The sequence below is a fragment of the Burkholderia latens genome (assembly GCF_902499045.1).
GTDB lineage: Bacteria > Pseudomonadota > Gammaproteobacteria > Burkholderiales > Burkholderiaceae > Burkholderia > Burkholderia latens.
The window spans coordinates 1-13,792 of record NZ_CABVPL010000058.1; the positions used below are offsets into that span (position 1 = coordinate 1).

14 protein-coding genes are annotated in these 13,792 nt (G+C 66.9%); 5 read left to right on the forward strand and 9 right to left on the reverse strand.

The features are described from left to right. From BSE24067_RS28160 to rpoH, 6 genes are all read right to left on the reverse strand, one after another. A partial coding sequence (locus BSE24067_RS28160) for a carbohydate-binding domain-containing protein (protein ID WP_174904931.1) occupies window positions 1-724 on the reverse strand: 724 nt, incomplete at its 3' end. 532 nt (window positions 725-1,256) lie between these two features. Beyond that, window positions 1,257-1,379 (reverse strand): cytochrome bd-I oxidase subunit CydX, encoded by a 123-nt coding sequence (cydX, locus tag BSE24067_RS28165; protein WP_151068632.1) that lies wholly within the window; start codon window positions 1,377-1,379, stop codon window positions 1,257-1,259. A 60-nt stretch (window positions 1,380-1,439) separates the two neighbouring features. After that, window positions 1,440-2,576 carry a cytochrome d ubiquinol oxidase subunit II gene (gene cydB / locus BSE24067_RS28170; protein WP_151068631.1) on the reverse strand — a complete coding sequence of 379 codons (1,137 nt, stop codon included), beginning with the start codon at window positions 2,574-2,576 and terminating at the stop codon, window positions 1,440-1,442. A 31-nt stretch (window positions 2,577-2,607) separates the two neighbouring features. Next, window positions 2,608-4,188, reverse strand: coding sequence for a cytochrome ubiquinol oxidase subunit I (locus BSE24067_RS28175; protein WP_151068630.1), 1,581 nt, complete (start codon window positions 4,186-4,188; stop codon window positions 2,608-2,610). Further along, window positions 4,178-4,456 carry a cytochrome oxidase putative small subunit CydP gene (gene cydP / locus BSE24067_RS28180; protein WP_151068629.1) on the reverse strand — a complete coding sequence of 93 codons (279 nt, stop codon included), beginning with the start codon at window positions 4,454-4,456 and terminating at the stop codon, window positions 4,178-4,180. Before cydP ends, BSE24067_RS28175 begins: the two co-directional genes overlap by 11 nt. Window positions 4,457-4,784: 328 nt before the next feature. Further along, window positions 4,785-5,720, reverse strand: a complete 936-nt coding sequence (gene rpoH / locus BSE24067_RS28185; protein WP_151068628.1) for an RNA polymerase sigma factor RpoH — start codon at window positions 5,718-5,720, stop codon at window positions 4,785-4,787. A 359-nt stretch (window positions 5,721-6,079) separates the two neighbouring features. On the opposite strand from rpoH, the gene BSE24067_RS28190 reads away from it, so the two are divergent. Both BSE24067_RS28190 and BSE24067_RS28195 read left to right on the forward strand, forming a co-directional pair. Then, a complete protein-coding gene (locus BSE24067_RS28190) occupies window positions 6,080-6,649 on the forward strand; it encodes an acyloxyacyl hydrolase (protein ID WP_151068627.1) in 570 nt (189 codons plus the stop codon). A 45-nt stretch (window positions 6,650-6,694) separates the two neighbouring features. Continuing rightward, window positions 6,695-7,078 carry a nuclear transport factor 2 family protein gene (locus BSE24067_RS28195; protein ID WP_011886076.1) on the forward strand — a complete coding sequence of 128 codons (384 nt, stop codon included), beginning with the start codon at window positions 6,695-6,697 and terminating at the stop codon, window positions 7,076-7,078. A gap of 143 nt (window positions 7,079-7,221) precedes the next feature. Here the strand turns inward: BSE24067_RS28195 and leuA are convergent, their stop codons facing one another. Together leuA and ybiB are read right to left on the reverse strand one after the other, a co-directional pair. Next, a complete protein-coding gene (leuA, locus tag BSE24067_RS28200) occupies window positions 7,222-8,868 on the reverse strand; it encodes a 2-isopropylmalate synthase (protein WP_174904932.1) in 1,647 nt (548 codons plus the stop codon). A gap of 390 nt (window positions 8,869-9,258) precedes the next feature. Further along, entirely contained in the window at window positions 9,259-10,233 is a 975-nt protein-coding gene (gene ybiB, locus BSE24067_RS28205; RefSeq protein WP_151066210.1) for a DNA-binding protein YbiB, read from the reverse strand. 208 nt (window positions 10,234-10,441) lie between these two features. On the opposite strand from ybiB, the gene maiA reads away from it, so the two are divergent. Further along, a complete protein-coding gene (gene maiA / locus BSE24067_RS28210) occupies window positions 10,442-11,086 on the forward strand; it encodes a maleylacetoacetate isomerase (protein WP_151066209.1) in 645 nt (214 codons plus the stop codon). A gap of 83 nt (window positions 11,087-11,169) precedes the next feature. Here maiA and ftsY read toward each other — a convergent pair whose 3' ends face one another. After that, entirely contained in the window at window positions 11,170-12,330 is a 1,161-nt protein-coding gene (ftsY, locus tag BSE24067_RS28215) for a signal recognition particle-docking protein FtsY (protein ID WP_151066208.1), read from the reverse strand. 202 nt (window positions 12,331-12,532) lie between these two features. Between ftsY and rsmD the strand changes: the two genes are divergently transcribed. Beyond that, the gene (rsmD, locus tag BSE24067_RS28220) at window positions 12,533-13,147 is read left to right on the forward strand and encodes a 16S rRNA (guanine(966)-N(2))-methyltransferase RsmD (protein WP_151066207.1); all 615 of its coding nucleotides are present in this window, start codon (window positions 12,533-12,535) and stop codon (window positions 13,145-13,147) included. A gap of 111 nt (window positions 13,148-13,258) precedes the next feature. Beyond that, entirely contained in the window at window positions 13,259-13,756 is a 498-nt protein-coding gene (gene coaD / locus BSE24067_RS28225) for a pantetheine-phosphate adenylyltransferase (RefSeq protein WP_006398238.1), read from the forward strand. Window positions 13,757-13,792 lie beyond the last annotated feature (36 nt).

Sequence of the window (13,792 nt, forward strand, 5' to 3'; positions counted from 1 at the left end):
ACGCGAGCTCGACGCCGCGCAGGTCGAGCGCGCCGGGCAGCGGCTGCTCGCGCTTCACGCTCGGCAGCGCGCGGCGCGCGTCCGGCCGCGCGGCAACCGGCGGCGCGTTGCCGGTCGAGTTGTTCTGCGCATCGGCCGGCAGCGATTCGACGTAGCGCAGCTCGTCGTCGGTGTCGTTGTAGCGCAGCACGGCGGGCGGCGCACCGTCGACGACGACGTACGGCCGCGGAATCGCGTCGCTGTAGCGCCGCATCCAGTATTCGGCGACGAACGGCAGCGCGATGCGTTCGCCCGGCGCGAGCCGCACGGAGCCCGGCTGCGGCGTCAGTTCGTACAGGTCGCCCGTGAGCCGCCGCAGCGCGAAGCCCGGCCGGTCGATCCGCAGCAGGCGGCGGATGCTGTGCAGGTAGAGCTTCCAGCCGCCGTCGGCGATCGGCTGGTGGCCGCGGTTCTGCAGAAACAGGCGGCCTGTCGCGCAAGCCGCGCCGTCGGCGCCGAGATCCGCACACGGCACGCCGGCCGCGGCCGCGTGATTGTCGTCGACGGCGACGCGCAGCGCGAGACCGTTCGCGAGCAGCGCGGCGAGATCGGCCGGCTGCGTGGCGGCCCGGGCGGTGCCGGCGACCGTACCGGCGGCCGGTTGCGCCGGCTCGGCGCAGCTTGCCGCCGGCAGCAGTGCCGCGATCAGCAAGCCGGTCAACAGGGAAGGCAACGTGCTTTTCATTCGAACTCCTCAGACAAAAGGGGGCGTAGCGGCATCGCGGGACGACGTCGCTGCGGTCGGGTCTTTCAACGGAGCTGCGGGGACACCAGCGCCCGGCGCGACGACATCGCAACGGGCGTGTTCGGCACGCGGACCGCGTGCATTACGGAACGGGGCGCGGGCACGCGTGCCGATCGAATCGGTGCGGGCGCGGATGCGCGTTCATCGGGGACGAGCGACAGCCGCTACGGCGCCGACGGGGCGATGGCCGGCGCAATCGCGCCGGCGCGCGGGCGCGCGCCAGACCCGGGATTCGCATGTCTCCCCCATCGAATGGAAGCGGCCTGCCAGCGGCCGTGTGGAAAGATCTTATGAAACCTTTTATTGGTATTCAAGTGGTATCAATCTGGCGCTAAATTGGCATCGCTCTGACACGCGTATCCGCGCGACCGGGACGAAAAAAACCTCGCATCGAGCGAGGTTCGTTTCGATCGACACGGCGGCGACGGCGGCGGTGCGGTCGCCCGCTCGTCCGCCGCGCCGGTATCGGACGTCAGCCGCGGCGGGCGCGCGCCGGCGCTTCCTGCGATGTGTGCCGCGCTTCGAGCCACATCGCGTTGACGATGCCGAACGACAGTGCAACGCCGATACCGAGAATCCAGCTGAAATACCACATGATCCGACTCCTTGCGAAACGGTGGGCGAGGGCGCCTGCGCCCCGGCCCGGTTCAATGCATCAATACATCGAGTGCTTGTTCTCTTCGAGCGACTGGTGCGTGACCTTGCCGCGCATCACGCGATACACCCAGCTCGTGTAGATCAGGATGATCGGCAGGAACACGATCACCGCGAACAGCATCACCTGCAGCGTCATGTGGCTCGACGTCGAATCCCACACGGTCAGGCTGCTGCGCGGATCGAGCGACGACGGCATGATGAACGGGAACATCGAGAATCCCGCGGTGAGGATCACGCCCACGATCATCAGGCCGGTGCAGAAGAACGCCGTCTTTTCCTGCTTCGAGCCGGCGAGCAGCAGCGCGAGCACGCCGCCCGCGATCCCGACGACCGGCGCCGCGATCATCCACGGATATTCGCCGTAATTGGCGAGCCACAGGCCCGAACCCGCGGCGACGTCCTTGAGCAGCGGGTTCGCGACCGTGTCGGTCGGCGCGGCATGCGTGATGTGGAAGCCGCCGACGTAAGAGGCCACCAGCACGCCGGCCAGCACGAACAGCACGACCGCGAGGCACGACGCGACGCGCAGCGCGATCGACGCGCGGCGTGCGATCGCGCCGTCGGTCTTCATCTTGATGAACGCGGCGCCGTGCGCGACGAGCATCGTGACGCTGACGAGCCCGCAGAGCAGCGCGAACGGGTTCAGCAGCGCCCAGAAACCGCCGTAATAGGTCACGCGCAGGTCGCTGTCGAACTTGAACGGCACGCCCTGCAGCAGGTTGCCGAACGCGACGCCGAACACCAGCGCCGGCACGAAGCCGCCGACGAACAGCGCCCAGTCCCAGCCCGCGCGCCAGCGCGGGTCGGGCCGCTTGCTGCGATAGTCGAAGCCGACCGGCCGGAAGAACAGCGCGAACAGCACGAGCAGCATCGCGAAGTAGAAGCCGGAGAACGACGCCGCGTAGACGAGCGGCCACGCGGCGAACATCGCGCCGCCGGCGGTGATCAGCCACACCTGGTTGCCTTCCCACGTCGCGCCGACCGTGTTGACGATGATGCGGCGCTCGTCGTCGGTCTTGCCGAGGAACGGCAGCAGCGCGGTCGCGCCCATGTCGAAGCCGTCGGTGACGGCGAAGCCGATCAGCAGCACGCCGACGAGCAGCCACCAGATCAGCTTGAGAGTTGCATAGTCCATAGCGATTCCTTGTTCGGTTGCGACGGCGTGCTCAAACCGCGGCGCGCTCGCGGGCGGCGGCCAGTTCGTGGTGATAGCGGCCGGTGTGCAGCGACGACGGGCCGAGGCGCGCGTACTTGAACATCAGCTTGATTTCGATGACGAACAACACGGTATAGAACAGGATGAAGCCGGCGAGGCTCAGGTACAGGTCCGTCGACGTCAGGCTCGACGCGGACAGATGCGTCGGCAGGATGCCCGCGATCGTCCACGGCTGGCGGCCGAGCTCGGCGACGACCCAGCCGAACTCCGCGGCGAGCCACGGCAGCGGGATCGCCCACACCGCGTAGCGCAGGAACCAGCGGCGGTTGTCCTGCAGCAGCTGCCGGCGCGCGCAGAACCAGAACGCGGCGACGAAGGTCGCGAGAAACAGGAAGCCGAGGAACACCATGATCCGGAACGAGAAGAACACGGGCGCGACCGGCGGGATCGTCTTCTTCGCGGCGGCCTTGATCTGCTCCGGCGTCGCATCGATCACGTTCGGCGTGAACTGCTTGAGCATCAGCCCGTAGCCGAGATACTGCTTGTGCTGGTCGAACAGCGCGCGGGTCGCGTCGCTCGTGTCGCCTTCCTTGATCTTCTGCAATGCGCCGTACGCGACCATCCCGCTGTGGATGTGTTCCTCGCTGTGCTTCGCGAGCTCACGCAGGCCGATCACCGGCTCGTCGATCGAGCGCGTCGCGATCAGGCCGAGCGCGTACGGGATCTTGATCGCGTAGTCGGTGCGCTCTTCCTTCTGGTTCGGGATGCCGATCAGCGTGAACGACGCCGGCGCCGGCTGCGTTTCCCATTCCGATTCGATCGCGGCCAGCTTCATCTTCTGCACTTCGCCGGTCGTGTAGCCCGATTCGTCGCCGAGCACGATCACGCACAGCGTCGCCGCGAGGCCGAAGCCGGCCGCGACCGCGAACGAGCGCAGCGCGAAGTCGACGTCGCGCTTCTTCAGCAGGTACCACGACGAGATGCCGAGCACGAACATCGCGGCCGTCACGTAGCCGGCCGACACCGTGTGCACGAACTTCACCTGCGCGACCGGGTTGAACAGCACGTCGAACAGGCTCGTCAGCTCCATGCGCATCGTCTGGTAGTTGAACTCGGCGCCGACCGGGTTGTTCATCCAGCCGTTCGCGACGAGGATCCACAGCGCGGACAGGTTCGAGCCCAGCGCGACCAGGAACGTGACGATCAGGTGCTTGACCTTCGACAGGCGGTTCCAGCCGAAGAAGAACAGGCCGACAAACGTCGATTCGAGGAAGAACGCCATCAGGCCTTCGACCGCGAGCGGCACGCCGAAGATGTCGCCGACGTAGTGCGAGTAGTACGACCAGTTCGTGCCGAACTGGAATTCGAGCGTGATGCCGGTCGTCACGCCCATCGCGAAATTGATCCCGAACAGCTTGCCCCAGAACTGGGTCATGTCCTTGTAGACCTGCTTGCCGGTCATCACGTAGACGGCTTCCATGATGACGAGCAGCCAGGACAGGCCGAGCGTCAGCGGCACGAACAGGAAGTGGTAGAGCGCCGTGATGCCGAACTGCAGACGCGACAGATCGACGACTTCGCTACTTATCATGGTGGTCTCCCTCGGAGGATGCAGGCGCCGGCACCGAGAGCAGCTTCTCGGCGACGACGGCAGGCGGCAGCGACATGTGCTCGGCCTGCGGATGATTGAAGAATGCGTATTTGAGCGACATCAGCAGGACCAGCTTGACGATCAGCACCAGCGTGATGTCGCGCACGAGGGTCGGCCCGCGTGCCCACGCCGCAATGCGCGCGCGCCAGCGCGCCGTGCCGTCGGCCTGCGGGGAAGGCGCTGAGGGCTCTTTATTGATCGAGATCAAGGCAATAATCCTGAATCGATTTACGTTGGTTTTGGGGCGACTTTACGTCGGATTTATGACGGCAGTTAAGTTGTTTTAATTCTTATAAGCCGACATGCCAATTTTAAAATGCCCGCTTTCCGGTGCCGAGCGCCGCGCTGCGGCAGACCGTCGCGAACTGCGGGCGAAAACTTGAGGTAGATCAACGTAATGCGGAAGGGCGTGGATTCGGCACGATACCCGATCGGTACAGTCGATTAACAGATGAAGCGCGAGGCGACACGACAGGCGAAAAAAAACCGCTGCCTGGCGGGCAGCGGTTTTGAGTAAAACGCTTTGAATCGCGAACTTATGCGTATTCGGCAAGTGCGGTGCGCATCTTCTTCATCGCGCTCGCTTCGATCTGGCGGATGCGTTCCGCCGATACGCCGAATTCGGCCGCGAGGTCGTGCAGCGTCGAGCCGCCCGAGCCGTCGTCGTCGACGTTCAGCCAGCGCGCCTCGATGATCCGGCGGCTGCGCGCGTCGAGCGCGTCGAGCGCCTGCGCGATGCCGTCCGTCTGCAGCATGTCGCGCTGACGCGCGGCCAGCACGGCGGTCGGCTCGTTGTGCGAATCGGCCAGGTAAGCGATCGGCGCGTACGCCTCCTCGCCGTCCTCGACTTGCCCTTCGAGCGCGATGTCGCCGCCCGACAGGCGCGTTTCCATCTCGGTGACTTCCTCGCGCTTGACGTTGAGCTCCTGCGCGAGGCCGTCGATTTCCTCGGGCGTCATCGCCTGCATGCTCTTCTTGTGGCTGCGCAGGTTGAAGAACAGCTTGCGCTGCGCCTTCGTCGTCGCGACCTTCACCATCCGCCAGTTGCGCAGGATGTACTCGTGGATCTCGGCCTTGATCCAGTGGATCGCGTACGACACCAGGCGCACGTTTTGCTCCGGGTCGAAACGCTTCACCGCCTTCATCAGACCGATGTTGCCTTCCTGGATCAGGTCGCCGTGCGGCAGGCCGTAGCCCAGATAGTTGCGCGCGATCGACACGACGAGCCGCAGGTGCGACAGCACGAGGCGGCGTGCCGCGTCGAGGTTGTTGTGTTCGCGGAATTCGGTCGCGTACTTGCGTTCCTCTTCGGCGGTCAGGAGCGGGATCCGGTTGACGGCCTGGATGTACGCGTCGATGTTGCCGAGTTGGCCCGGCAACATTGCATGAGGGGCGAGCGCGAGCGAGCCCGCCGATTCGGCCTTGGCCGGCGTCGGGCTCAGGGTGTTCGGAAGGGTCAGGGCGTGGCTCACTAAAAACTCCTTTGGAATCAGGGACGAACCCGTAGTCTCGGATGAGATTCCGGGGCCCATCTTAGCACTCCCGCAATTCGAGTGCTAATTCCTTAGAGGCCACGGGGGCATCCAAGTTCCCGGTTTTCTATCGAATCGTTGGAGTCGATAGTCTAATTTGCGACCGGGGTGGCGGTACGAAGTTCCGTAAGTGCTTGTTTCCGATAGTAATCAGTAGACGTTTTCGATTTTTGTAGTTTTGGAAGCAAACAATTTCGCTTCGCGATGCCGATCCGAAAAGTCCTTTACCATACCATTCAGTTCGCTCGGGCCGGCCGCTGCGGCAAGGCTCCATTCAACCCGTAAAGTTGGAGTGTCAGATGAACAATAAGAAGAACCGCCGGCCGCGAAACCGGCTTGCGCTGCATGCGTTGCTGGCCGCGTCCCTGCTTGGCGGATCGGGCGCCGCGTTCGCGGACCGGTGGGGGATTCAGGCGGGCGGCGGGTTTTCCGATCGCCACGGGATCGACAAGGCCGATCTGGGCGTCGTTTGGGATCCGGGCTGGAACTGGTGGGAAATCGGCGGCTGGCACTTCGCGTTCGTGCTGGAAGGTCATGTCGGCTACTGGCACACCGGCGGCAACGTGCACGCCAACATCGGCGAATTCGGCGCGACGCCGATGTTCCGTTTCATCAAGAGCGCGGGCCAGGTTCGCCCGTTCGTCGAAGCCGGCGCCGGCATCCGGTTCCTCACGCATCCGACGATCTCGAACAATCTGTCGCTGTCGACGTCGTTCCAGTTCGCGGACGTCGTCGGCGTCGGCGCGCAATTCGGCGAACGGCAACAGTATCAGGTCGGCTACCGCTTCCAGCATGTGTCTAACGCGGGTATCAAAGAGCCGAATCCTGGTATAAATTTCCACCAGTTCTACGTGCAGTACAACTTCTGATCCGCACGCCGGCGCACGGCGGGCGCGTTGCCGAGGAGTCAGGCGATGGCGAAGGTGGTCGATGCGATTCGCGCGCTCGAGCGCGATCGGTTCCGGGCGATGGTCGACGGGGACGGCGAGGCGCTCGACGCGCAATTGTCGGACAAGGTGTTCTTCGTGCACACCAACGGCAAACGCGAAACCAAGCAGCAGTTCATCGACGCCATCGTCGCCGGCCGCCGCCGCTATCGCCAGATCGAGATCCAGTCGCAGGACCTGCTGCCCGTCGGCGATGCCACCTGCGTCGTGACCGGGCGCGCGTTGATCGAGATGGAAACGAACAACGGCGGCCTCGTGTTTCCGATCGCCTACACGGCCGTGCACACGCACGAGCACGGGCAGTGGCGGCTGCTCGCATGGCAGGCGACGCGGTGCGCGACCGAGACATGAGCGCGCGTGGCGCTCGTTTTCATGTCCCGACCGAAGCGGCCTTCTGGGCCGCTTTTTGCTGGCCCGTGCGGCGCGGATCGCGCGGCGCACGGGCGGTCGCGCACCGTTCGCTGACGTTCGAACGCTGAAGCGAACCTTGCCGGTCAGGCCGCCGCGCGGCGGTCGGCGCAATGCCAGGCCGACCGGTTGATCGCACTGACAACCGCATCCAGCGCGGCGCTCGCCGGATCGTCGTGTACGCCCACACCGTGCCGCAGCGGCGCATCGCCGACCCGGCAGCCCACCGATACCGCGATCCGGCCATCCGCCGTGCGCGCGTGCTCGCACGACGCGACGTCGATCGTCGTGCCGGCCGCCGCCGCGAACGCCGCGGCCGCGCGCTGGACCGCGTCTTCGGGCGTCGCGCCGGCCGGCGCCGCGCCCGCGATGTCGCGGTTCTGCCAGCGCGCGCCGTCGCCGTGGCGCGCGGCCGGGCCGTCGGTCTCGAAGAATTCGCGGGCGAACAGCGCGCAGATCGCATCGCCGGTCACTTCCTCGCCGGATGCGTCGGCGAGCGTCTGCACCGCGTGGCTGAATTCGATCTGCACGCGTCGCGTCGGCGTGAAGCCCATCCCGCGTTCGAGCAGGAACGTCGCGCCGCCCTTGCCGGACTGGCTGTTCACGCGGATCACCGCGTCGTAGCTGCGGCCGAGGTCGGCCGGGTCGATCGGCAGGTACGGCACTTCCCACACCGCGTCGGGGCGCTGCTGCGCGAAGCCCTTGCGGATCGCATCCTGGTGCGAGCCCGAGAACGCGGTGAACACGAGGTCGCCCGCGTACGGATGGCGCGGATGCACGGGGATCTGGTTGCAGCGCTCGACCACGCGGCGCACCGCGTCGATGTCCGAGAAGTCGAGGCCCGGGTCGATGCCTTGCGTGTAGAGGTTCAGCGCGAGCGTCACGAGATCGACGTTGCCGGTGCGCTCGCCGTTGCCGAACAGGCAGCCCTCGATGCGGTCGGCGCCCGCGAGCAGCGCGAGTTCGGCGGCCGCGACCGCGGTGCCGCGATCGTTGTGCGGATGCACGGACAGCACGATGCTGTCGCGATACGCGAGGTTGCGGTCCATCCACTCGATCTGGTCGGCGAACACGTTCGGGCTCGCCGCTTCGACGGTCGCCGGGAGGTTGACGATCATCTTGTGATCGCGCGTCGGCCGCCACGCCTGTGCGACTGCGTCGCACACCTCGCGCGCGAACGTGAGTTCGGTCATGCTGAAGGTTTCCGGCGAGTACTGGTAGGTCCAGTGGGTGTCCGGGCGGGCCGCCGCGTGTTCCTTGATCATGCGCGTGCCGTTCACCGCGAGCGCCTTCACGTCGTCCTTCGACATCCCGAACACGATGCGCCGGAACGACGGGCAGATCGCGTTGTACAAGTGCACGATCGCGCGCGGCGCGCCTTCGAGCGCGTCGAAGGTGCGGGCGATCAGGTCTTCGCGCGACTGCACGAGCACTTCGATCGTCACGTCGTCGGGAATCCGTTTCTCGTCGATCAGTTTGCGGACGAAATCGAAGTCGGTTTGCGACGCCGACGGAAAACCGACTTCGATCTCCTTGAAACCGATCGCGACCAGCATGTCGAAGAATTCGAGCTTCTGCTCGATGCTCATCGGCTCGATCAGCGACTGGTTGCCGTCGCGCAGGTCAGTGCTCATCCAGACCGGCGCCCGCTCGATGGTGCGGGTGGGCCAGCGGCGGCCGTTGATGCGGACGGGCTCGAACGGGCGGTATTTGTCTTGCGGGTTGCGCTTCATCTTCGGGACCTCGGGTCTCAAGTCGCGAGCGAAGACGGGCGGCAAGGGCGCAGGTTGGCGCTGCCTCGCACCGTGGCGCGGGAAACGCGCTGCGGGTGCGGATGATCTTCGCGAATCGGCCGACGGATAGACGGACGAATGCTGACGACTTCGGGTTGTAAAAACGGCGAGAAGGGTGCTGCGAGGAACTGCTGGAGGGACCGTGCGGACAGCACACGGCGCTAAGACAGCTTTAGGCTAGTCGTAGCGATAGCGACCGCGCTAGGCGGCCGGAGGTAATTCGGAGGGTGTTCGGAAAGGAACGCATGACGACAACTCTATGCCAGGATGCGTGCGCGTGTCAAATGGTCAGTCGGAAGGCCGGCGCGACCGACGGGCCGGCCCGGCGGATCACGCCGCGATCCGCACGATCCGCACGATCGTTTCGACCTGTCGCGCGAGCGTGTCCGGCACCGGGATTTCGCCGCGCAGCACCGCGTCCGTCCATGCGGCCGTGGTCGCCGCGTCGCGCGATTCGGGCAGCGCGACCGGCGGCGCGTCGCTCGACGAACGCTCGGCCTCGATCAGCGTGTCGCACACGCCGTCGTGCAGCCAGTCGACCTGCACCTGGCGCCGCGTGTCGGCCACCGCTTCGCCTTCGGTGCCGCGCGCGAGCAGCGCGCCGCCGAGCGCGGCGTCCGGATGGTCGCGGAACAGTGCCGCGAGGCTGTCGCGATAGGGCGGATGCGTGTAATTGACGAGCCGCAGCCCGGCCGGCGCGAACGGCTGCAGGATCTTCACGAGCGTGTGCGTGGAGTTGCGCACGCCGAGCACGCCGCGCAGCGCCAGCAGCCGCGCGATGCGCGGAGCGAGCGCGTCGATCGGCGCGAACGCGACGCGGCGCTCGGCGAGCATGTCCTCGATCGCGTCGTGCGACGTCGACGGTGCGATCGACAGCGCGGAGAAAATCTCCGCGCTCGTCACGCGGCCGGGATCGCGTTCGACGCCGTGCACGAGCACCGGCACGCCTTCGCGCGCGAGCAGCAGCGCGAGCAGCGGCACCAGGTTCGGCTGCTTGCGCGCGCCGTTGTAGCTCGGGATCGACACCGGGCGGAACGCGGCATCCTGCACGTGCACGGGTTCGAACGACGCCTGCGCGGCGGCGAGCATCGCGGCCAGTTCGTCGGCGCTTTCGCCCTTCAGGCGATAGGCGATCAGGATCGCGCCGAGCTCGACGTCCGACACGCGCGCATCGAGCATCGCGCGATAGAGCTCGAACGTGTCTTCGGCGGACAGCGCACGCGCGCCGTTCGGGCCGCGGCCGATTTCCTTGATGAAGCGGGCGCAAGGGAACGGCGAGGCTGCGGAGTCTTGGGGAGCGGTCATCGGAACGTGGGGCGGCGGCCGGCATCGGGGCCGCGGTAAGCGGTCGGCAATGCCCCGAGTATCGCACGGGCGTGGCCCGGCCAAGCGCGCGGTTCTCGTGCGCCGACGCGGTGCGGCGCGCTAAACTCGGGTTCCCGGCGGCGCCGAGCATGCGCTGCGGAGCTCGCGCCCCCTGCCGCCGGCCGAATATCACTACGAGAGACACCCGATGAAGCTCTACAGCTATTTCCGCAGTTCCGCGTCGTACCGCGTGCGGATCGCCCTGAACCTGAAGCAACTGCCGTTCGATACGGTCCCGGTCCACATGCTGCGCGACGGCGGCGAGCAACTGAAGGATGCGTACCGCGCGCTGAATCCGGATGCGGTCGTGCCGACGCTCGTCGACGGCGACGCGACGCTGCAGCAATCGCTCGCGATCATCGAATACCTAGAGGAAACGCATCCCGAGCCGGCGCTGCTGCCGAAGGACCCGGTCGACCGCGCATACGTGCGCGCGATCGCGCTGCAGGTCGCATGCGAGATCCATCCGCTGAACAACCTGCGCGTGCTGAAGTACCTGAAGCACACGCTGAAGGTGCCGGAGGAAGCGAAGAACGCGTGGTACCGGCACTGGATCGAAGCGGGTTTCGCGTCGCTGGAGACGCGCCTCGCGAACGATCCGCGCACCGGCAAGCTGAGCTTCGGCGACACGCCGACGCTCGCCGATATCTGCATCGTGCCGCAGGTGTTCAACGCGAACCGCTTCTCGATCGACACGACGCGCTTTCCGACGATCCAGCGGATCGCCGATCACGCGTCGACGCTCGACGCGTTCAAGGCTGCCGAGCCCGGCGTGCAGCCCGACGCCGAGTAACGCCGCGGCCGCCGGCCGACGGTGTGCGGCCGCGCATGAAAAAGGGCGCCCGAAGGCGCCCATGACGATGCGGCCGGCAGCGTTCAGCCGAGCAGCGCGTCCGCGAATTCGACGGCGTTGAACGGCTGCAGATCCTCGACCTTCTCGCCGACGCCGATGAAGTAGACCGGCACCGGGCGCTGCCGCGCGATCGCGGCGAGGATCCCGCCCTTCGCGGTGCCGTCGAGCTTCGTGACGATCAGGCCGGTGAGGCCGAGCGCATCGTCGAACGCCTTCACCTGCGTGAGCGCGTTCTGTCCCGTGTTCGCGTCGATCACGAGGAGCACCTCGTGCGGCGCGCCGTCGTGCGCCTTCGAGATCACGCGCTTCACCTTCTTCAGCTCTTCCATCAGGTGCAGCTGCGTGGGCAGGCGGCCGGCCGTGTCGGCCATCATCACGTCGATCTTGCGCGCGCGCGCGGCGCTGACCGCATCGAAGATCACCGCGGCCGGGTCGCCGCTTTCCTGCTGGACCACCGTCACGTTGTTGCGCTCGCCCCAGACCGCCAGCTGCTCGCGCGCGGCCGCGCGGAACGTGTCGCCCGCGGCCAGCAGCACCGACTGGTCGAAGCTCTGCAGGTGCTTCGCGAGCTTGCCGATGCTGGTGGTCTTGCCGGCGCCGTTCACGCCCGTGATCATCATCACGAGCGGCTGCGCGCGGCCGAGCATCAGCGACTTCTCGAGCGGCTTCAGCAGTTCGACGAGCAGGTCGTGCAGCGCATCCTTCACCTGCTGCGGATCGGTCAGCCGGCCCGTGCGCACCTTCTCGCGCAGCGCGCCGAGCAGGTACTCGGTCGCGTCGACGCCGGCGTCCGACATCAGCAGCGCGGCCTCGAGTTCTTCATACAGATCCTCGTCGATCTTCGTGTTGACGAACACGCCGGTGATGCTCGAGCCCGTCTTCGCGAGCCCGGACTTCAGGCGCGCGAGCCACGATTTCTTCGCCGATGCGTCCTGGGTCGGCGGCGGTACGATCTCCACCGCTTCGACGACGTCGTCGCTGCCGTCGTTGGCGGGCGTGACCGTCATCACGACGGCCGGCGCGGCCGGTTGGGCTGGCGCGGGCGCTTGCGGCGCGGCGGCTGCCGGGCCGGGCTCGGCAACGGGCGCGTCGGACGGCGCGTCCGGCTGCTGCGCGTCGGCCGATTGCGATTCCGCGGAGTCGGACTCCTGCGTTTTCTTGAATCGTTTGAAGAAGCTGAACATGGTCTGACGTCGGGAAGAGGGCGGGGCGCCGCGGCAGCGGAGCGCCGGACGGGCCGCCGCGTGTGCGCGCGGCGGCCGAAACCGTGCATTTTATCAGTGCGGCGCGGCACTCGCGTCAGCCGGCGCCGCCGCTGTGGTAACGTGCGCGTGTTTGGCGGTGCGCCGTCGTGCGCACCCGGTCCCTCCGTCGTCGATATTCCGTATGTCCCGTTCCTCTTCCGGCCGCCCGGCGGCCTCCGCCAGCCGCGGCAAGCCGCACACGATCCGCATCATCGGCGGTGACTGGAAACGCACGCCGCTCGCCGTGCTCGACCTCGACGGCCTGCGCCCGACCCCCGATCGCGTGCGCGAGACGCTGTTCAACTGGCTCGGCCAGGACCTCGACGGGCAGCGCTGCCTCGACCTGTTCGCCGGCACCGGCGCGCTCGGTTTCGAAGCCGCGTCGCGCGGCGCGGCGAGCGTCGTGATGGTCGAACGCCATCCGCGCGCCGCACAGCAGCTGCGCGCGATCAAGGACAAGCTCGGCGCGCGCTCGGTGGAAGTCGCGGAAGCCGATGCGCTGCGGCTCGCGGCCGGGCTGACGCCGGGCGCGTTCGACGTCGTGTTCCTCGATCCGCCGTTCGGCGAGCCGGCCGTGCTCGATCGCGCGATCGCGCTCGCGGCTCCGCTCGTCGCGCCGGATGGCGCGCTGTACGTCGAGACGGGCGCCGAGCTCGAACCGGCTTCGCACGACGCGCTCGCGGGCTGGCAGGTGGTGAAGCACGGCAAGGCCGGTGCGGTCCACTATCATTTGCTGCGGCGCGAAAATGATGAATAATGCGCGTTCCATACGAGGCGGCGCGCTGCAACGGCGACGCACGCCCATCTCGGCAGCGGCGTGCGCGTCGCACGGCTGCCACCCCGATTGCGTGATGACAGGAGGAGCGACATGGTAGTCGCCGTGTATCCCGGTACGTTCGATCCGCTGACGCGCGGGCACGAAGACCTCGTGCGGCGTGCGTCGAGCATTTTTGATACGCTGGTGGTCGGCGTCGCCGACAGCCGCGCGAAGAAGCCGTTCTTCTCGCTCGAAGAACGTCTGAAGATTGCGAACGAGGTGCTCGGCCATTATCCGAACGTGAAGGTGATGGGCTTCAAGGGCCTGCTGAAGGACTTCGTCCGCACCAACAACGCGCGCGTGATCGTGCGCGGCCTGCGCGCCGTGTCCGATTTCGAATATGAGTTCCAGATGGCTGGGATGAACCGCTATCTGCTGCCCGACGTCGAGACGATGTTCATGACGCCGTCCGATCAGTACCAGTTCATCTCGGGGACGATCGTGCGCGAAATCGCGCAGTTGGGCGGCGATGTCAGCAAGTTCGTGTTTCCGTCCGTCGAGAAGTGGCTGACCGAGAAGGTCGCTGCGATGGGAGGCCCGGCCGCGTGACGCGGCGCCGGCCGGTTTCGATCCGAAGCCGGCCGC

Coding starts and splice junctions, on each gene's coding strand:
- leuA (WP_174904932.1), bottom strand. CDS start 8,868: ATGAAGCGCAACCCGCAAGACAAATACCGCCCGTTCGAGCCCGTCCGC.
- BSE24067_RS28195 (WP_011886076.1), top strand. CDS start 6,695: ATGGCGAAGGTGGTCGATGCGATTCGCGCGCTCGAGCGCGATCGGTTC.
- ftsY (WP_151066208.1), bottom strand. CDS start 12,330: ATGTTCAGCTTCTTCAAACGATTCAAGAAAACGCAGGAGTCCGACTCC.
- cydB (WP_151068631.1), bottom strand. CDS start 2,576: ATGGACTATGCAACTCTCAAGCTGATCTGGTGGCTGCTCGTCGGCGTG.
- maiA (WP_151066209.1), top strand. CDS start 10,442: ATGAAGCTCTACAGCTATTTCCGCAGTTCCGCGTCGTACCGCGTGCGG.
- BSE24067_RS28175 (WP_151068630.1), bottom strand. CDS start 4,188: ATGATAAGTAGCGAAGTCGTCGATCTGTCGCGTCTGCAGTTCGGCATC.
- ybiB (WP_151066210.1), bottom strand. CDS start 10,233: ATGACCGCTCCCCAAGACTCCGCAGCCTCGCCGTTCCCTTGCGCCCGC.
- coaD (WP_006398238.1), top strand. CDS start 13,259: ATGGTAGTCGCCGTGTATCCCGGTACGTTCGATCCGCTGACGCGCGGG.
- cydX (WP_151068632.1), bottom strand. CDS start 1,379: ATGTGGTATTTCAGCTGGATTCTCGGTATCGGCGTTGCACTGTCGTTC.
- rsmD (WP_151066207.1), top strand. CDS start 12,533: ATGTCCCGTTCCTCTTCCGGCCGCCCGGCGGCCTCCGCCAGCCGCGGC.
- BSE24067_RS28190 (WP_151068627.1), top strand. CDS start 6,080: ATGAACAATAAGAAGAACCGCCGGCCGCGAAACCGGCTTGCGCTGCAT.